The organism is Paenibacillus sp. Cedars (genome assembly GCF_003184205.1).
GTDB classification, from domain to species: Bacteria; Bacillota; Bacilli; order Paenibacillales; family Paenibacillaceae; genus Paenibacillus_AQ; species Paenibacillus_AQ glucanolyticus.
Map to the genome: position 1 here is coordinate 23,367 of NZ_CP020866.1, position 18,118 is coordinate 41,484.

Genomic DNA, 18,118 nt, shown 5'->3' on the forward strand with positions numbered 1-18,118 from the left:
GTTATGAAGAAAGAACTGCACCCGATATAAGTGGGTGCAGTTCTAATTTTATTCCTTAATTTGTTCAGTTATGGTTTCCGCAATTGTAATCATTTCATCTACGTTTAGAGTGAAACTGTTCATTTCGAAATAAACATCACCTTTAACCCATCTTAGCATCCAACCGCGCTGATTGCTTTGCCATGGATCATAATAATATGTGGTGTTATTGAAAAGAGTATGTTTTGTTTCATTCAGTGGAGTGATCGGTCTTCTACTATACTCGCTAATTGATGTGATGAATCCGTCGTTCTGGTCCAAGTAAATTAGAAGAAAACAGTTTTCAAATGTTTTTATAACAAGTTTCCAATCTCTTGGTGCTGTTGGAAGTAAGGGCTTCGTTAGCTTTAAAGGGGTAAAGCCGTAAGTACCCTCATTATTATTTGTTTGATTTGGTTCAGCATAACCTATCGGGCACATGGTGAATAACATCAGCATACATATCATTAATTTTTTCATATTGCCTCCATATAAGTTGGTTTTATTTATAGGATTACAATTAAAGCTTTTTTTTATGTGGAGGGTTTAAAATTATCCATTAATTTGTCGAGTAATTTTTGTCTGAGTATTAGGATCTGCACAACAGGTAAAGATAATGGTACAGGATATTAGAATAGAGGGAATCTTCAATGAGAATAACTTTAAAAACAATGCTACTGATATTTGTAGTTCTGCTTTTAATTAGTACGACTAGTTTTGCGAAGGAACGTCTAAATAGACCTTCAGCAGTTGAATATTATAATAAGCTGAATAAGAAAATTTTCAGTGATTTTGATAATGCTGATATTAATGTGAAAGAATACGTTCAAATAAAAGATCTTGTTGGCGTTGCTAGTAAACTTAATGAAACTGACAGACGTTTATATGAAAGAAACTTCAAGGTATTTGTGGAGCGGAAATTCCAAGAAAGAGACCAGTATGTATATGTCTTTATTAGTACAAAGAAAGACTCGAAGTATAAGAATAATAAGCACATAATTATTGATTCTGAAACCAACAAGGTTCTCGTTGAAGGCAAAGGTTGGTCCTCACTTAAATAAAACAAAAAGCATCTGCTGATCGCAGATGCTTTTTGTATATTTTAGTGTAATTATTTGTACGCAGATTCTCGTTGGATTAAGATCGATGAAATTGTTTCAGTTGGATGAGAAGCTACTATTATAAGAGTGCAGCACCTTACACAATATAAATATCGTGGGAACGAGCGTTACGCTCCGCTTCTAGCAGAAATGCTGCTGCGCGCATATGCCTTGCTTCATAGGGAAACGAATATTCATTTACATAAAAGGGGGTTAAAGAACCCTCGAGCCGAACCATGGAATGTGCATGCCGTCACCTCGGTTCCGGTAAGTGATGAAAGGCTTCGAGAGAGGGGATTCAACCAAGCCGAAGTACTTGCCCATGGGCTTGCGTTTCGAATAAAGCTTCCTTATTTCCGGCTGCTGGAGCGGAAGCGCCACACGGATAAGCAGAGTTTCAAGAGCCGGATGGATCGGCTCAAGGATATGGAAGGGGTGTTCGGTGCAGTGCAGCACGTACCCGATGTGCTAGGGGTCATAAACAGGCAGGCCTCCAATCGCATCCCTTCTCCAGCTGGAACCTCGCATTCCCGTATGAAAGGTCCCTTTCGTATACTTTTGGTAGACGATATCTACACAACAGGAAGTACGATTAATGCTTGCGCAGAGGTTTTACGGAGTTATGAAGCAAACCTGGAGATGCCGATAGAGATCTACAGTTTAACCTGGGCCCGCTCGTAAATACCGGAAATCAGAAAAATGTGTGGATTCTCTTTTTGAACGATAGACGTAAGGCCTAAGATAAGGTAATCTAGGGGTATCAAAGGTTCTATGTGGCATGGAGGTTGTTGAGCATGAATCTGGGGAATTGCCCTCGGTGCGGCAAGTTATATACCGTTAATATTCGGGAAATGTGTCAGGATTGCATGAAGGTTATTGAAAAAGAATACGAGAAATGCGCAACCTTCCTTCGTGAGCAAAGAGGTGCTACCATTCACGAGGTCTCTGAGGCTACGGAAGTATCCATGAGGCAGATTACGAAGTTTATCAAGGAAGGCCGGATCTCGATTGCGAACGCGCCCAACATGGCTTACCCTTGCGAAGTATGCGGGACGTTGATTCGCGAGAGCAACATGTGCGAGTCCTGCCGGACGCGATTAACGAGAGAACTTAGGCAGGCGGCTGCAGGAGACCAGGAACATCAGCCTGGGTCCGGAAAAGATAGAGAGACTTACCGCGCAGTAGATAAACTGCGCAAATACTAACTTTTGAACTATTAACAATGTTTCATATCCGACCGATAAACTTAGTAAAGCTTATCGGTCTTTTATTTTAAGTGAGGTGATTTGACGTGAAGATTAACGAATCGGGACGTGTGAACGGCATCAATTCGTATCAACGGAATATTGAATCTCGGGAGATGCAGCATATCGATAAGAAGAAGCGCCGCAAGGATGAAGTATCTATCTCACCGGAGGCGATGGAACTGAGTGCACAGAGTAAAGTACAGGATCCGGAGCGCGCGGAGAAAATTCAGCGTTTGAAGGAATCCGTAGCTAATGGTACTTATGAGGTGCCCGTCGACCGTTTGGCGGACAAATTGCTCCCGTATTTTCAATCCTACAATAAATCAGGTGAGTCCAAGTGAGTGCTAGAACCATTATCGAATATATGAAGCGTCAGGATGAGCTGCATGAGCAGCTCATAGAGGCAGGGAAAGATAAAAGGCAAGCCATTTTGGATAATGATGTGGAACTTCTTACAGCGGTCATGACCAAGGAGAACCGCCTGCTGAAGCAGGTGGCGGAAACGGAAGCACTGCGTCAAGGCGCCGCAGATGATTTTTTACGTGAGAAGGGCATCCGCTCCCAGCTTCAGCTGACGGTTACCGAAATGACTCGTCTTGTATTTAATCCGGATGAAAAAACAGAGCTGCAGGATGTGCAGGAGCAATTAATGGACAGGCTCATGGAACTCAAGGAACTGAATGCCATCAACCGCGAGTTGATCGAACAATCCCTGGCGTTCATTGACTACAGTTTGAACTTGTTAGTCAGCCGTCCTGAGGATGATTTGCTATATCAACATCCGAAGCATCAAAATCTGGCCGGCAAAGGCCGAAGCATGTTTGATACCAGGGCATAAGCAGAAAGGAAAATGTACGATGAGATCTACATTTCATTTGCTCGAAATCGGAAAGAGGGGCTTGATTGCCCAGCAAGCTGCGATTAACACAGCTGGTCATAACGTTACGAATGCTAATACGCCGGGTTACTCTCGTCAGACCACACGCTTGGTTGCGGCCAATCCTATCGCTTTTCCAGGAATGCAGCGTTCCCAAGCGGCCGGTCAGCTCGGGATGGGTGTCGAGGCAGATAGTATCAGACGGGTGCGGGATTTCCTGCTGGATATCGAGTACCGCAACCAGAATACCAATCTGTCGACGTGGAGCGTACAGCAAGAGACGCTTTCGAATATTGAGGGGATTTTTAATGAGCCTTCCGACAGCAGCTTGAGCGCAAGCATTGCGGAGTTCTGGACCGCCTGGCAGACATTGAGCAAAAACCCGAGTGATACCGATTTGTCGGCCCGTATGGCAGTTCAGCAGAAAGCTATCGCATTGACCGAGACGTTTAACCATATATATTCCCAGCTGGACACGCTCAGCAATAATCTGACTTCTCGTATTGACACTAAGGTTGCTGAAGCCAACAATTATATCGACCAAGTTTCAGAATTAACCCAGAGTATTAAACGGATTGAGGGTCTTGGCGATAACGCGAACGATATGCGCGACAAGCGGGACCTGCTGATTGATCAGCTCTCCTTGCTTGGGAACGTGAATGTAACCGAGACCGGGGATGTCTATCAAGTGACGTTTGGTAATCAGGTTGTGGTGGACGATATGACCTCCACGCCGATTACGAATGCCATAGCGGGGACATTAACCGGTGGAGAAATTGCTGGATATGTAACCTCCCGAGATGTGCACGTTCAAGGGTATATCACCCAGTTGAATATTATGGCCAACACATTGGCTACCGGAAAAGTAGAAGTTACCCTGCCGGCTGGAACGATTCTCCCTCCAGGCGTGAACATTCCGAATGCGGTAATGGATGCGAATAATCCTCGTAAACTTGCGGTGGATACCAAGCATACTGTAGACGGACTTAACGGATTACATAAACTCGGTTACACCTTGAACGAACCTGCTACTACAGGAAGTGACTTCTTTGTATCTGCCAATGGAGGTCCAATTACAGCAGGGAATATGAGGCTCAGTCAGAATATCCAATCCGATTTGAAAAACATCGGCGCGTCTTTACGGACCGAAATGAAAACAAATCCGGATGGAACAACATCCGAGGTGGTCCTGAAAGGTAACGGCGGCATGGCGCTTCTGATTGCCGGCTTGTCTGAACGTACATTTAGTTTTAATCCAAACAACAGCAACGGTGCAGTAACGGATATTACGAATTTTGAAGGATATCTCCAGTCTGTTATCTCCAAATTAGGTACGGATAGCAGCAACGCCATTAAGATGGTGGAGAACGGTACACTGCTGGTGGAACATGCAGATACACTCCGTCTATCCATTAGCAGTGTGTCACTAGATGAGGAAATGTCCGATCTCATCCGCTTCCAGCATGCATACAGCGCATCTTCACGTGTAGTTACTACCATCGACGAGATGCTGGACAAATTAATTAACGGTACCGGCATCGTCGGCAGATAGGAGGAGTAAATTGTGCGCATAACCCAATCTATGATGACCAGCTCCATGATGAGTGGTCTCCAAGGCAACTATCGCAGACTGGATAAATACCAGGAACAAATGATGACCCAGCGCCGTATCAACCGTCCTTCCGACGATCCGGTGGGTGTAGCCAGTGCTCTCCAGTACCGCGGCCAGATCACGGCAACAACGCAGTTTGAGCAAAATGCGGATGATGCGGATGCATGGCTTAAGTATGGAGATACGGTCATGACAGAAGTCACGCAGATTGTCCAAAAGCTGTCCGAGCTGGCAGTACAGGGCGGAACTGACACCGTACCTAAGGACGCTAGAGAAAATATCGCAGCTGAAGTAGATCAGCTGTTCCAGCAGCTCGTTTCTCTTGGAAATTCACAATTCAAGGGGAAGTATATTTTTAATGGTGAGAGAACCGATGAGAAACCATTCCCTGATGATCCAACGCAAACATCATATGCATTGGATGATGGTGAAGTAAGATATCAAGTTGGTGCTGGAATTACGGTATCCGTGAATACCCTGGGAGAGCAAGTATTTGGATCGTTTGGAGATACTTCAGGGATATTTTCTGTGGTAGACAATCTTAAGAAGGCGCTGTTAGCAGATGATACAGCAGGTATCCAAAGTGCCATCCCTTCACTGCAGAAGAACCTGGAAACCACAATTACCGCCCAAGCGGAGATGGGTGGTAAACAAAATCGTCTGGAATTCACCCTTAGTAGACTGGGCGATTTAAATTTAAACTACATGGATTTACAATCTAAAGTAGAAGATGCGGATATTTCGAAAGTCATTATTGATCTCAAGACTTCTGAGAGTGTTTATCAGGCTTCCTTAGATACTATGGCTAGAATTATTCGTCCGAGTCTGTTGGATTTCCTAAGATAAAGGAGGATACGAATGAATATCCCCCGAATACAAATTCAGCAAGGGTACTCACAGATTGGTCTTCAAACAACGAAAGGGCAACAAAGCATAGAGCAGCCTAGGCCGACCTTAAATATGACTCAGAAACAAGCCTCCATTGAGGTGGAACAAGCAAAGGGAACATTGGAGATTGATTCACGCAAGGCATGGTCAGCATTAGGCAAAGCTCGTTTTGAAGAGGCTACGGATAGAATAGCGCAGTCTTCTCTCCAGATTTCAATGCAGAATATTGGAGAGATAGCCCAAAATGGGGACCGTATGATGGCTACTCACGAGGGCGGTAATGTTTTTGCGGAAATTGCGAGAAACAATGTGTTCAAAGACCGTCCAGGGGTCGAAATAACGGGTGATCCAGGGTATGATAATGTGGATATTACATATACTCCTGGTCAAGTGAAAACTAACTATATTCCAGGTGGGGTTAGCTTTAATCCGGAGACACATAAACCGATAATTGATTACTATCCAGGTAAGATAAATCCATATTTGATCAATCAAAATTTTATATTTATGTCGGCAACGGGGAAACAGCTTGATGCAGTTGTCTAGTTGTAGATATACAATAGCTATAATGTGATTATCATTATAGCTATTGTTGTTATAGGAGGGGGGAGTAAAAAATGATCATTAATACGAAAAGATTTGGGAAACTTCAAATAGAGGATAATGAGATTATTACTTTTGTCAGTCCTATATTGGGGTTTCCAGACTTAAAAAGATATATATTAATCAAACAGAATGATAATCCTTTTGAGTTTCTACAATCGTCTGAAGATGAGGATTTAACTTTTATTGTAATTGATCCTTTTAATTATTTTGGAGATTATGAATTTAGCTTGGAGTCTCATTGGGTAGAGTCTCTAGATATTACAAGTGAGAATGATATTGATGTAAAGGTGTTAGTAACTGTTAGGTCTAGCGAAGATATCACCTATAATTTGAGAGCCCCTATATTAATAAATCATCAGAATAATAGAGCAGCACAAATTATTCTTGAACGTGGAGATTACTCTACACGGCACCCATTTCTTGTTGAACCGAAAGGAGAGAATGGGCGTGTTGATATTATCGAGAAATAAGGGGCAAAAAATTATGATCGGGGATAATGTAGTTCTTTCAGTTCTTGAAATTAATGGCGATCAGGTCAGAATTGGCGTAGAGGCTCCCTCAAATATAACCATATATCGTGAAGAAATCTTTGAGGCGATTCAGCAACAAAACAAAGAGGCAAGGGAGTTTGATGAAGACATACAAACAATATTGAGACAAGCTGCCTCTGGTAAAAATAATTAATATATTATATAGAAAATTAGAGATTAGCTATAAACAATCAGAAAGAGACACCGATATATATATTATGGGTCGAAAGGCATAGTAGTGGCGGCCGAATGCTATGTCCCGATCTTATATGGGTGAAGCAAGGATGCTTATCACCAACACATTCCAGGGAGGAATTTTATCATGCGTATTAACCACAATATTAGTTCTTACAACACACAGCGTCAGTTGAGCTTCAACAACAACTCTTCTTCCAAATCTTTGGAAAAGTTGTCTTCTGGCTACCGTATCAACCGTGCAGCTGACGATGCTGCAGGTTTGGCTATTTCCGAGAAAATGCGTAACCAAATCCGTGGCTTGGAGCAAGCATCGAAGAACTCCTTAGATGGTATTTCTTTGATCCAAACTGCTGAGGGGGCACTTAACGAAACACATGCAATGCTGCAACGTATGGCTGAACTGTATGTACAAGGTGCGAACGAAGTATTGACTACTACCGATGCTGCTAAAATTGATGCTGAAGTAAGTCAACTGTCTGCACAAATTAATGATATCGCAACTCAAACTCAATTTAATACTAAGAAGCTTCTTGATGGCTCTGAATCCTCCATTGTTTTCCAAGTTGGAGCAAATGCTGGCGAGACAATTACATTAGATCTGAGTGTTGCGTTGGCAACTTCGTTGAGCGTTGATTTCGGTGGTGCAACTGGATTGCCTTCGTTGGCTTCTGCAGCATCCATGAACGTTACTGCTTCTTCTAACTTGTCCGTTATACAGAATGCAATTAACATGGTATCTGATGTACGCTCTAATCTCGGTGCTGTACAAAATCGTTTGGAGCATACTATCAACAACTTGGGAACAACATCAGAAAACTTACAAGCAGCTGAATCCCGTATTCGTGATACAGACATGGCGAAAGAAATGTCTGAATTCACCAAAAACAATATCCTTCAACAAGCTGCTACGGCAATGTTGGCTCAAGCAAATCAACAGCCGCAAGGCATTCTGCAATTGCTTCGTTAATAAGCTGAGTAGCCGGCCGGGAAACCGGCCGGCTTTTTTCATATAGTAAAGATTTAAATTAGGATACGGGAGGTTATCAGAGTGATTGTTAATTCTGGGCCTAGTTACACTCCACCGCCCCTGATTCCATGGTTCGTAAATCTTGCTGATGAAGCTTCAATGGACATTGCAACAGTTAAGCCAATAAACAAACAAGAAAAAACCGTGTCCGAACTTGTAGAACAAGTAAATAAGAAGCTTGTAGATCTAGGGACGCACATTCAGGTGAAAATCCATGAGAAGACTAATACAATAATGGTTCTTGTAATGCGAGATAAAACAAACGAAATAATTCGTGAAATCCCTAGCGAAAAAATGCTGGATATCATGTTCAATCTTAGCAATAAAGTAGGGGTGTTTCTTGATGAAAAAGTGTAAAGGGGGAAGCTTTAATGGCAGGTATTTCAGGTCCTACAAGGTTAACTGGGTTTAGTGGAGCGCTGGATACAGAAGGACTTATTCAGAAATTGATGCAAACTGAAAGATTACCTCTTGTCAATATTCAAAAAAAGAAGCAGCAGGCTCTTTGGAAACGAGAAGATTATCAAAACATGAATAAAGTAATGCTATCTTTTCGAAATACCATGAATAATCTTCGTTTTGAAAAGAACTTTGAAAAAATAACTGCTACATCCACCAACCCTTCTGTACTGAGTATTAGCGCAGGGGGAGCCAATATTGGAACCAGCAATGTTGAGGTGAAGCAGTTAGCTGAGTCAGCAACGGTCATCAGCAATAAGCTATCTTACAAGCCAGGAGAATCCATGGGATTAGCTGGTACTATTGATTTACCAGCATTAGCTGGAGGTAATAATGTATCTATTCAAGTGACAGCTGACTCAACGATTGATAACGTTGTTAAAGATATTAATATGAATGCCGCTACGACGGGAGTCAGGGCAAGTTTTGATGCGAGTAGTGGGCATTTGTTTTTAACATCTACAACTACCGGACAAAATGCAAAGGTCCAAGTTTCTGGTAGTTTATCAGCCTCTTTCTTCAGCACAACAGATGCAACAGGGAAAGATGCGAAATATTTGGTTAACGGTACTGAAATCACTGCCAGTTCTAACAACGTCATGATTAATGGGGCCCAAGTTTTATTAACCGGAGTAGGGACGGCATCTATTGGTACAAATGTTGATAAGAGTGGTGTTGTTGAAGATATAAAGAAATTTGTTGCAGAGTATAATGCTCTTGTCGATCTCTTTAATATTGCAACCACTACAAAAATTAGTCGCGATTATACTCCATTGACTGATGAAGAAAAGGAAGCAATGTCTGAGTCCCAGATTGAAAAATGGGAGAAGAAGGCCAGAGAAGGTATCCTTTATAATGATTCGATTCTAAAAGATACACTTACTACGATGCGTCAGTCGTTGAACACACCTTTAAATGTTTCTAAAGATCAAATATCCATGTTATCTCAGATTGGTATTACAGTGAAATCAGACTGGCGGGAAAATGGGAAACTGGAGATCGATGAAGCAAAATTAGAGGATGCGATAACATCTAATTTCGAGCAAGTAAAGCAATTGTTCGTAATGACATCATCGGCAGCAAAAGTACCGGGTAAAAGCAATGAGGGTATTGCTGACAGGTTGTATAATACACTCAATGAGCAAATGGAAACTATTAAGAAGAAGATCGGTGTAGGTGCTGCAGATACAATAGATGATAGTGTAATGGGTAAACAGTTAAAAGAATTAAATGCCCAGGAAGTTAGATGGAAATCCAAACTGCTGGATATTGAAAATCGCTACTATAAACAATTCACAGCAATGGAAACTGCACTTCAAAAAATGAATGCCCAACAAGCTTCATTATCTTCTTTACTTGGTGGGTAATTTTTGTGACTCAACATTACATGAAATAAAATGACTTATGGAGAGGGTTATAATGCAAAACGCAGCACAACAGCAGTATTTAAAGGTTCAGGTTGAGACGGCAAGTCCTGGAGAATTGACGCTTATATTATATAGAGAGATGGTCAAACTTTTGCAGATTGCCAAACAGTTCTATTCACAGAACCAAATAGAAGGTATGAATGCTGCGCTACACAAGGTGCGCGCTATTCTAAATGAATTAATTGTGACGCTCAATATGAACTATGATATTTCCAAGAATCTTTATCAACTTTATGAATTTTATAGCAGGCATATAGCTGAATTCATGATTGAACGTAACGAAAAAATGCTGGATGAGACTTTAGAATTCGCCCAAGGAATGGCTGAAACATGGAAACAAGCAGTTCTTTCCTTAAAAAAAGGTGGAAATTCGTAATATGTCTGAGCAAATTCATGAGAGAGCAGAAAAATCCCTTGCCTCATTAGATCGTATTTATGAAATCTATCAAAAAATTTTGCTGAATCCTTCATTCCAAACCTATGAAGAGTATGTTAAAGAATTGGATTTGTTGTACAGAGGGATTGAAGATATGCCACTTGCTTCATATAAACAATCTAAAGTGATAGAGATTCTTGAAATGCATACGGAAATATCTAAAGTCATTTTAAATGAAAAGGAAATGTTGGGTCAGGAAATTATTTTGTTGAACAAAAAAAAGCAGGCTTCTAATAATTATGGGAATTCATCTTTTCATAATCTAGATGGAGGCGCTTTTTTTATGGATTTCAAAAGCAAATAATTTAAGGAGGTTTGCAATGAAACAACTACAAAGGTTTGTTTCCCTATTTCTTGTTTTAATTGTTGTGGTGGTACAATTCCCGTTTGCAGCTACAGCAAACACAACTGTAGGATCCGAAGCAAGCGTTAAAGTAAGCAAGTCTGTTAACCCTGCAGAAATATATGAGGGGGAGACGGCAGAAATCACTTTAAACATTCAAGGATCACCTGATGTAAACGAAGTTAAGCCTAATGACATTATATTAATTATTGATCGCTCAGGAAGTATGGCTCCAACATACGCGCCTAACAAGGGCGAGGATAAAATGAAAAATGCGAAAGATGCAGCAAAAGGCTTTATTGATTTGGTTGATTTTTCAAAACATAGAGTTGGTATAGTCGATTTTGCTAGCAATGTTAGCTTTACTAACCTATCTTCGAATCCTGAAGAATTGAAGAATTATGTTAATAATATTCGCGCAAACGGTGGGACAGGTACTAAAGCATCGATTGAAAAAGCGCAACAATTACTGAGTCAACATCGGCCAGATGCACAACCTGTTATTGTTCTTATGACAGATGGCGAAGCAACAGAGCCTTCTCCTAATGATTATGCTCGTCAAGTTGCATTGGAGCAAGCGGGAGCTGCAAAGAGTGAAGGGGTTGTATTTTATACTATAGCTCTTTTACAACTGGATGAAGACCCTGAAACAAGTAAGCCCAATCAATTGATGAGAGCTATGGCAACTACATCCCAGCATCATCATTTCGTACTGGGATCTGTTGGGTTAGCTGAAATCTATGCAGCTATCGTGGAAGAAATTGGACTTTCCAGTGCCTATAATGTAGTCGTTACGGATACTGTGGCACCTGAATTTGAAATTATCCCGGACTCTTACAAGGATAACATTCCACAACCAGAGGTCTCCGGAAACACATTGACTTGGAAATTTAATGAGCTTAAGAATGACCTGCTTTCTTTTAAATATGAGATTAAACATAAAAGTGGGTCTAATATAGGCAATCTTTCTGTTGGACAAGATGACATTCATGTGAAATACAATGATTATAAAGGTGTTGCACATGAATCAGACATTGTAAACCCGTCGATAAAAGTTTCGTATCACGCACCGGAAATAATTTCAGTTATAGAGGATCATGGGAGTATTAACGGAGGAGAAACTGTTACGGTCAACGGTAAATACTTTCTTCCGAATTCAGAGGTTTCATTTGATGGAGTTCCTGCAACCTCTGTGACTTATGTTGACTCCACCAAATTATTAGTTATAGCACCTTCCGGTAAGCAAGGACAAGTTGAGCTTAAGGTCACGAATAGTGATGGACAATACGCAACAGGTCAATATCGTTATTTTGCCGATCCTGTTATTGAATCCGTGTTGCCTAACGTAGGACCGTTGCAAGGAAACAGTGAAGTTATTATTCAAGGGCAGTATTTTATGCCAGGAGCAAAAGTGTGGTTTGGAGACCAGCTAGCAACGGTGGTAAATGTAACCCCTACTCAAATCGTAATAAGGACACCCTCCTCCGTCGTTGAGCAGGCAGTGGATGTACGTGTAGAGAATACAGATGGAACTGAAGCGGTTTCTCCTGATGCTTATACATATGTAGCCAGTCCAAGCCTCACAGCTGTTTCCCCGAATAAAGGCTTAACGACGGGTGGGCATACGGTTAAAGTGACAGGGGAAAAATTCTTACCGGGAGCTAAAATCTATTTTGATACTACAGAAGTAGAAACAATATACGAATCAGCAACTTCCTTGCAAATTACAACACCAGCATGGTTGACTGCTGGGTCGGTTAAAGTAAGAGTCGTGAACCCTGACGGGCAGGAAGCTGAGCTTGCTAATGGCTATACTTATATATTACCTAAGCCAGTAATAATAAGTATCGACCCAAATCAAGGATCTGTGTTCGGCGGAGTATTGACAACCATTCATGGTAAAGATTTTGTAAATGGAGCAAAAGTGTATTTTGACAATACAATGCTTGGTCAAGTTACATTTGTAAATAATAGTCAAATGCTTGTTCGTACACCGGTTTGGGGAAAAGGTGAAGCCGTTGATGTAAAAGTTGTAAACCCAGATGGACAAGATACAGTAGTTAATGATGGGTATACTTATGTGTTGCCGGCTGCTCCTGAATTGGTATCGGTCACACCTTCAGAGGGGCCAATGGCAGGTGGAACGATTGTTACACTCATGGGCAACAATTTTCGCGCAGGTATCAAGATATATTTCGGAGACACTTTAGTTGCGTCTAGCTCAATTACAGACTCCAAAATCACATTAACAACTCCGAAATGGACTAAGGCGGAGAAGGTTCATGTGAAGGTCATGGATGCTTATGGACAGGAATCTATAATTGAAGGAGCATTCGAGTTTACTGCTCCCCCACCACCTCCTGCACCAAAAGTAACAAGTGTTACACCGAATTCCGGGCCGCAAACTGGAGGCACGTTAGTTAGCATTGTAGGTTCGGATTTTGTTAATGGTGCCCGAGTGTATGTGAACGAAAAGGATGTTACTTCGACTACAACTTTTAGCTCCAAGACACTGATTTATCTAAAGATGCCTTCATGGACTAAAGCTGAAAGTGTGTCTATTAAGGTTGTCAACCCAGATCAACAATATGGTGAGTTAATAAATGCTTATACTTATGACGCTCTACCAGCTCCAGAAATAAACTCTGCCAATCCGAATAAAGGTTTGATTTCCGGTGGAACAGTAGTCGTTATCCAGGGTAAAAATTTTGCGAACAGTGCTTCATTAAAACTTGGTGTGAAGGATGTTCCCGTTACTTTCATATCTTCAACCCAGCTTCAGTTTAAAACACCCGCTTGGGACACGGAAGGTTCTGTTGATATAACTGTTACTAATCCAGATGGTCAAAAAGCGGTGCTTACGAATGGTTTTACGTTTGAACTGCCACCACCACCACCAGCACCTGAGATCACCAACGTATCACCTGATAACGGGGAACTATCTGGAGGCCAGCTTGTCTATATCAATGGGTCAAACTTTGTTAAAGGTGCTAGGATATATTTCGATGCCAAGGAAGTAGCGGCTACTTTTAATAATGCAACACAACTTATTATTCGGACTCCTGCTTGGGTTCAGGCTGAGAGTGTTAATGTAAAAGTGGTTAATCCGGATAAACAGGAAGTTACTTTAACTGATGCATACACCTATAATCCTCCTCCTAAAAAACCTGAGCCAGTTATAGTGTCTATCACGCCGAACGAAGGGGAAACAACTTCTGGGCAGGTTGTTACTTTAAAAGGAGAAAACTTTGAACAAGGCACAAAAGTGTATTTTAACAATACACTTACATCAACCACGTTTAATAATTCAACGACAATTTTTGTTAAAACCCCTCAGTGGGCTGTAGCAGAGCAAGTCGATATAAGGATTGTAAATCCGGATAGTCAAGAAGCAATATTGCCAAAAGGATATACTTACGTTTTGCCGCCACCACCACCAGCGCCTATTGTTGAATCAGTGAATCCTTCTGAGGCTCCATTAACAGGCGGAACTTTGGTTACGATAAACGGTAAAAACTTTGTTAATGGTGCTAAAGTGAAACTGAATAATATCAATGTCCCTGTTACTTTTGTTAACCAGACTCAACTAGTAATTAAAACTCCTGAGTGGGATAAAGCTGAATTTGTAAGTATAACAGTAACCAATCCTGATAATCAATTTGGGATTCTAAATGATAGTTTTAAATTTGTACTTGGACCACCGCCTACAATCTCATCTGTAACACCAAACTCCGGCATAAATACAGGTGGATCGATTTTGGTCATCGCAGGCTCGAACTTTAATATTTCGAGCAAGGTATATATTAATAATGTTGAGGCGGCAACGACTCTGTTTAGTCCAACTGACTTAAGGGCTAAAGTACCTGCTTCTTCCATTGTGGGCCCTGTAGATGTCAAGGTAGTGAATATAAAAGACGGCCAATTTGCAATTGCTGCAGGAGCGTTTAACTACACTGCACCTGCACTAAAACCTGGTCCAACGATTACCTCCATTTCACCAAACACAGGGTCTAAAGCCGGAGGATACATTATAAATATTTATGGAACAAATTTTGCTAATACAACAAAAGTCTATGTTAACAATGTTGTGGCACCATCTACTTTTTATAGTGCATCACAGATACTGATTCGTGTTCCTGCCTCTCCGACGACAGGTCCAGTGACAATTAAAGTAGAGAATGCCGATAGGCAGATTTTCGAATTGTTAGACGGCTTCACGTATAACTGATCAAAATGCAAGAACGGGTGTCTTTAAAGACACCCGTTCTATGCTTATTGCAGGAGGCAGATATGATAGATCATAAGATAAGTGTTTGTATGATTGTGAAAAATGAAGAAGAACACATAGGAGATGCTCTGTCATCTGTAATGCCAATCGCTTATGAGATTATAGTAGTTGATCATGGATCTATAGATAATACTCGGAATATATCTGAGCAATGGGGTGCTAAAGTTTATACAAGGGAATGGAATAATAGTTTTTCCGATGCCAGAAATTATAGTATCAGTAAGGCAACGGGAGACTTTATTCTTGTCATGGATGCTGATGAAAGATTAGTTATAAATGAGGAAGCATTAAAAGAAGCATGTGAATTTATGAAAGGAAATTCCACCAGTTCTGTAAGAGTTGAGATTGAAAATATTACAGACAATGATTCCACCACGTCATGGGTAACAAGATTTTTACCTAATCATTCGAACCTTCGTTATGAGGGACGGATACACGAGCAGGTTATGCTCAACAAAGGAATAAGTCCTACTTGGGATTCATCAATCAAGCTTATACATTATGGATATAAGACGGAGAATATACAAACTAAAAAAAAAGCAGAAAGAAACATCGAGCTATTACAAGAAGAGCTAGAAAATGATCCGAAAAATCCTTATTTGCATTTTCAAACTGGGCGTGCTTTTCAACAGGCCTCTAATTGGAAGGAAGCATTTGAATTTTACCTGAATTCCTACCAGCTTATAAATAGGAATGTGCCTCCACTGTATTACAGTACTTTAGTGTTACATATGATTAAATGTTCTGTTGAGTTAAAACAATGGGACAACTTTCTGAAATATGTTTCAGTAGCTCTAGAAATTTATCCGGATTATACCGATTTATATTATATATATGGAGTTGGACTAATAGAGGCGAGAAATATCGATTGGTTCTCACAAATACCTCAAGCTTTTGAGAGCTGTTTGGCCATAGGAGAAGCTGATCAGAAAAAGTATGAGACCACAATAGGGACAGGCACTTTTAAGGCACACTACAATTTAGGCCTATATTATGAATTGATAGGGGACAGAGACTCATCGGTTTATCATTATCAGGAGAGTTCTAATTATGGTTTTCTTCCTGCTAAAGAACGTTTGAATTTAACTAATTATAAAGAATAGAGGTTTTTAATAATGAATCGTTCTAAAATATCGCTTTGCATGATTGTGAAGAATGAAGAACGTTGCTTGAAGAGATGTTTGGACAGTGTACAAAATTTGGTAAGTGAAATTATTGTTGTAGACACTGGATCGACGGATAGAACCATTGAAATTGCAAGGGAGTATACTAATAAAATATACCATTTTCAATGGACTAATAATTTTGCAGAAGCGAGAAACTATGCATTACAGTATGCTACTGGAGATTATATTTTACATTTGGATGCCGATGAATACATTGGATCCCATCCTGAAAGCCTAAAAGTACTTCTTGATAAAGATTATTACTTTGTGAGAATTAGAAATGACCTTGGTTCGGGATTTGCGGAAATGCATCAATTTGTGCGTTTGTTTCGAAATGATCCGAAGCTTCGTTATGTAGGAGCACTTCATGAACAAGTAGATTTAGAAAAAGTAAAAGATCTACAACCGGATTTAATCGACGCGATTATATATCATGATGGTTATCTAGAGCATGTGGTAAGAGATAAGGTCAAACTTGATCGGAATATGAAAATCATAATGGATGAGGTTGAAAAGCATCCTAATGCATTTAATTTTTTCAATCTCGGTGTCCAATACTCACTTGAAAATAAACATGAGAAGGCACTGGAAGTTTTCAAAAAAGCGTATAGTATGGGGCGGAATTTTTCATACGCGCCAAGGATTCTTATGTTCATCATGAAATCTTTGTCTGAGCTCAACAGGTATGATGAAGCGCTAAGTGTTGGTAAAGATAGCGCTTTGATATACAGCGAACACGCAGATTTTCAATATCGTGTAGGCCTCATTTATGAGCAGTTAGGTTATGACATGGATGCAATCTCCTGCTTTCAGAAATGCTTGGAAATTGGTGAGGATAAGAACAGAACTCAATTTAACCATTATGAGGGTACTGCATCTTATTTAGCACATGCCCAATTGGCGGAGCTTTATATGAAAAATAGTAGGAAAGATAAAGCACAAGACCATTTTATTATGGGTGTGAAGACAGCTCCAGACTTATTGGCCTTTATTAAAATTTTTACTGATTTGTATCCTCATGTAAAAGGAAAAGAGTTTGTGGATGCAGTTGTAAATATATGGCCTATCAATGAGGTCAAGAGACTAGAGCAATTGGTAGTGGCCCTTTACACTTTGAGACACCCAGGAACATTGGATTTGATAGATTGTTATGATGTTCATTCATTAACATTGGAAGTGGAAGCATGGCTTTCAACTGTTAAAGGAGATGATATTAAGTCGGAAGACTTGTGGATGAAGGCTGTTGATATTAAGGATCATCATTTTAGAGATATATTGCTTGTAGACTTCATAAGAAAAGATCCATCAATTCTTAGACTTCATCGTAGCACTTTTAATATAAGGGAGACGGAATGGAAGTGGTGGGAGGACCTCGTAAGTAAAAGATTAGTAACGGATATTACAATTACTCGATCAATACAAGAGCAATGGAGCATGTTATGCGAAGATATAATCCGACTGAATAGATTTGAACTTTTGGAAGATCTGATTAACAGTTCAAATGTTCCGATATTAAGGTACATGATAGCAACGAATTTATATAAATTTGGTTTTGAAGACATCGCATTAGAAGTTGTGGTTGAGTCAAATGAAACTGTTGAAAACAATCTAATATACGGTTTAGTTCGAAAAATCCTCGTGAACTTGGGGAATTTGGATGATGCAGCTTATTATGCTGAGAAGGCCTATTCACTCCAGAAAAATTTTATGAATGGCTATGAACTTGTGAAAATTAAAATTATGCAAAATAAAATAAATGAAGCTAACGCTTTTTTAGAAGATTTGAGTGATTTAGAACCGGAATCACCTTGGGCTATAAATACAGGCATAGAAAAATGGGTTGATAGGGCTTTAATTCAAACTCAGAATTAAGTTTGTTGATACTTAGCATGTCAC

19 protein-coding genes are annotated in these 18,118 nt (G+C 40.3%); 18 read left to right on the plus strand and 1 reads right to left on the minus strand.

Annotated features, from left to right (window positions below; genetic code table 11):
• Positions 1-48: 48 nt before the first annotated feature.
• Positions 49-498 (minus strand): hypothetical protein, encoded by a 450-nt coding sequence (locus tag B9D94_RS01600; protein WP_148246355.1) that lies wholly within the window; start codon positions 496-498, stop codon positions 49-51.
• 170 nt (positions 499-668) lie between these two features.
• On the opposite strand from B9D94_RS01600, the gene B9D94_RS01605 reads away from it, so the two are divergent.
• The 18 genes from B9D94_RS01605 to B9D94_RS01690 all read left to right on the plus strand — a co-directional run bounded on the left by B9D94_RS01605 (position 669) and on the right by B9D94_RS01690 (position 18,094).
• Positions 669-1,079, plus strand: coding sequence for a hypothetical protein (locus B9D94_RS01605; RefSeq protein ID WP_148246356.1), 411 nt, complete (start codon positions 669-671; stop codon positions 1,077-1,079).
• Between the two features lie 126 nt (positions 1,080-1,205).
• On the plus strand, positions 1,206-1,799 hold the full coding sequence (locus B9D94_RS01610) for a ComF family protein (protein ID WP_216642863.1): 594 nt from the start codon (positions 1,206-1,208) through the stop codon (positions 1,797-1,799).
• A 113-nt stretch (positions 1,800-1,912) separates the two neighbouring features.
• The gene (locus tag B9D94_RS01615; protein WP_006213059.1) at positions 1,913-2,323 is read left to right on the plus strand and encodes a TIGR03826 family flagellar region protein; all 411 of its coding nucleotides are present in this window, start codon (positions 1,913-1,915) and stop codon (positions 2,321-2,323) included.
• 86 nt (positions 2,324-2,409) lie between these two features.
• Positions 2,410-2,706 (plus strand): flagellar biosynthesis anti-sigma factor FlgM, encoded by a 297-nt coding sequence (flgM, locus tag B9D94_RS01620; RefSeq protein ID WP_006213058.1) that lies wholly within the window; start codon positions 2,410-2,412, stop codon positions 2,704-2,706.
• Positions 2,703-3,203, plus strand: a complete 501-nt coding sequence (locus B9D94_RS01625) for a flagellar protein FlgN (RefSeq protein WP_148246357.1) — start codon at positions 2,703-2,705, stop codon at positions 3,201-3,203. Before flgM ends, B9D94_RS01625 begins: the two co-directional genes overlap by 4 nt.
• Before the next feature lie 19 nt (positions 3,204-3,222).
• Complete coding sequence (gene flgK, locus B9D94_RS01630; protein ID WP_148246358.1) at positions 3,223-4,794, plus strand: flagellar hook-associated protein FlgK; 1,572 nt, start codon at positions 3,223-3,225, stop codon at positions 4,792-4,794.
• A 12-nt stretch (positions 4,795-4,806) separates the two neighbouring features.
• The gene (flgL, locus tag B9D94_RS01635; RefSeq protein ID WP_063477990.1) at positions 4,807-5,700 is read left to right on the plus strand and encodes a flagellar hook-associated protein FlgL; all 894 of its coding nucleotides are present in this window, start codon (positions 4,807-4,809) and stop codon (positions 5,698-5,700) included.
• Between the two features lie 12 nt (positions 5,701-5,712).
• Positions 5,713-6,288: a DUF6470 family protein gene (locus B9D94_RS01640; RefSeq protein WP_076150787.1), complete on the plus strand. Its 576-nt coding sequence runs from the start codon at positions 5,713-5,715 to the stop codon at positions 6,286-6,288.
• Positions 6,289-6,359: 71 nt separating this feature from the next.
• The gene (locus B9D94_RS01645) at positions 6,360-6,818 is read left to right on the plus strand and encodes a flagellar assembly protein FliW (protein WP_148246359.1); all 459 of its coding nucleotides are present in this window, start codon (positions 6,360-6,362) and stop codon (positions 6,816-6,818) included.
• Positions 6,796-7,032, plus strand: coding sequence for a carbon storage regulator CsrA (gene csrA / locus B9D94_RS01650; RefSeq protein ID WP_148246360.1), 237 nt, complete (start codon positions 6,796-6,798; stop codon positions 7,030-7,032). Before B9D94_RS01645 ends, csrA begins: the two co-directional genes overlap by 23 nt.
• Before the next feature lie 168 nt (positions 7,033-7,200).
• Positions 7,201-8,043 (plus strand): flagellin N-terminal helical domain-containing protein, encoded by an 843-nt coding sequence (locus B9D94_RS01655; protein ID WP_148246361.1) that lies wholly within the window; start codon positions 7,201-7,203, stop codon positions 8,041-8,043.
• Between the two features lie 81 nt (positions 8,044-8,124).
• Entirely contained in the window at positions 8,125-8,460 is a 336-nt protein-coding gene (locus B9D94_RS01660; RefSeq protein WP_148246362.1) for a flagellar protein FlaG, read from the plus strand.
• 14 nt (positions 8,461-8,474) lie between these two features.
• A complete protein-coding gene (fliD, locus tag B9D94_RS01665; RefSeq protein WP_148246363.1) occupies positions 8,475-9,929 on the plus strand; it encodes a flagellar filament capping protein FliD in 1,455 nt (484 codons plus the stop codon).
• 52 nt (positions 9,930-9,981) lie between these two features.
• Positions 9,982-10,365 carry a flagellar export chaperone FliS gene (gene fliS / locus B9D94_RS01670; protein WP_148246364.1) on the plus strand — a complete coding sequence of 128 codons (384 nt, stop codon included), beginning with the start codon at positions 9,982-9,984 and terminating at the stop codon, positions 10,363-10,365.
• Position 10,366: 1 nt separating this feature from the next.
• Positions 10,367-10,729 (plus strand): hypothetical protein, encoded by a 363-nt coding sequence (locus tag B9D94_RS01675; RefSeq protein WP_148246365.1) that lies wholly within the window; start codon positions 10,367-10,369, stop codon positions 10,727-10,729.
• A gap of 16 nt (positions 10,730-10,745) precedes the next feature.
• Positions 10,746-14,996, plus strand: a complete 4,251-nt coding sequence (locus B9D94_RS01680; RefSeq protein ID WP_172963893.1) for an IPT/TIG domain-containing protein — start codon at positions 10,746-10,748, stop codon at positions 14,994-14,996.
• Between the two features lie 62 nt (positions 14,997-15,058).
• The gene (locus B9D94_RS01685; RefSeq protein ID WP_172963894.1) at positions 15,059-16,159 is read left to right on the plus strand and encodes a tetratricopeptide repeat-containing glycosyltransferase family 2 protein; all 1,101 of its coding nucleotides are present in this window, start codon (positions 15,059-15,061) and stop codon (positions 16,157-16,159) included.
• 12 nt (positions 16,160-16,171) lie between these two features.
• On the plus strand, positions 16,172-18,094 hold the full coding sequence (locus B9D94_RS01690; protein WP_148246368.1) for a glycosyltransferase family 2 protein: 1,923 nt from the start codon (positions 16,172-16,174) through the stop codon (positions 18,092-18,094).
• Positions 18,095-18,118 lie beyond the last annotated feature (24 nt).

Excerpts from the sequence above, each read along its gene's own strand:
- B9D94_RS01600 (WP_148246355.1), bottom strand. The coding sequence starts at position 498 with ATGAAAAAATTAATGATATGTATGCTGATGTTATTCACCATGTGCCCG.
- B9D94_RS01605 (WP_148246356.1), top strand. The coding sequence starts at position 669 with ATGAGAATAACTTTAAAAACAATGCTACTGATATTTGTAGTTCTGCTT.
- B9D94_RS01615 (WP_006213059.1), top strand. The coding sequence starts at position 1,913 with ATGAATCTGGGGAATTGCCCTCGGTGCGGCAAGTTATATACCGTTAAT.
- flgK (WP_148246358.1), top strand. The coding sequence starts at position 3,223 with ATGAGATCTACATTTCATTTGCTCGAAATCGGAAAGAGGGGCTTGATT.
- B9D94_RS01640 (WP_076150787.1), top strand. The coding sequence starts at position 5,713 with ATGAATATCCCCCGAATACAAATTCAGCAAGGGTACTCACAGATTGGT.
- B9D94_RS01645 (WP_148246359.1), top strand. The coding sequence starts at position 6,360 with ATGATCATTAATACGAAAAGATTTGGGAAACTTCAAATAGAGGATAAT.
- B9D94_RS01655 (WP_148246361.1), top strand. The coding sequence starts at position 7,201 with ATGCGTATTAACCACAATATTAGTTCTTACAACACACAGCGTCAGTTG.
- fliD (WP_148246363.1), top strand. The coding sequence starts at position 8,475 with ATGGCAGGTATTTCAGGTCCTACAAGGTTAACTGGGTTTAGTGGAGCG.
- fliS (WP_148246364.1), top strand. The coding sequence starts at position 9,982 with ATGCAAAACGCAGCACAACAGCAGTATTTAAAGGTTCAGGTTGAGACG.
- B9D94_RS01675 (WP_148246365.1), top strand. The coding sequence starts at position 10,367 with ATGTCTGAGCAAATTCATGAGAGAGCAGAAAAATCCCTTGCCTCATTA.
- B9D94_RS01680 (WP_172963893.1), top strand. The coding sequence starts at position 10,746 with ATGAAACAACTACAAAGGTTTGTTTCCCTATTTCTTGTTTTAATTGTT.
- B9D94_RS01685 (WP_172963894.1), top strand. The coding sequence starts at position 15,059 with ATGATAGATCATAAGATAAGTGTTTGTATGATTGTGAAAAATGAAGAA.
- B9D94_RS01690 (WP_148246368.1), top strand. The coding sequence starts at position 16,172 with ATGAATCGTTCTAAAATATCGCTTTGCATGATTGTGAAGAATGAAGAA.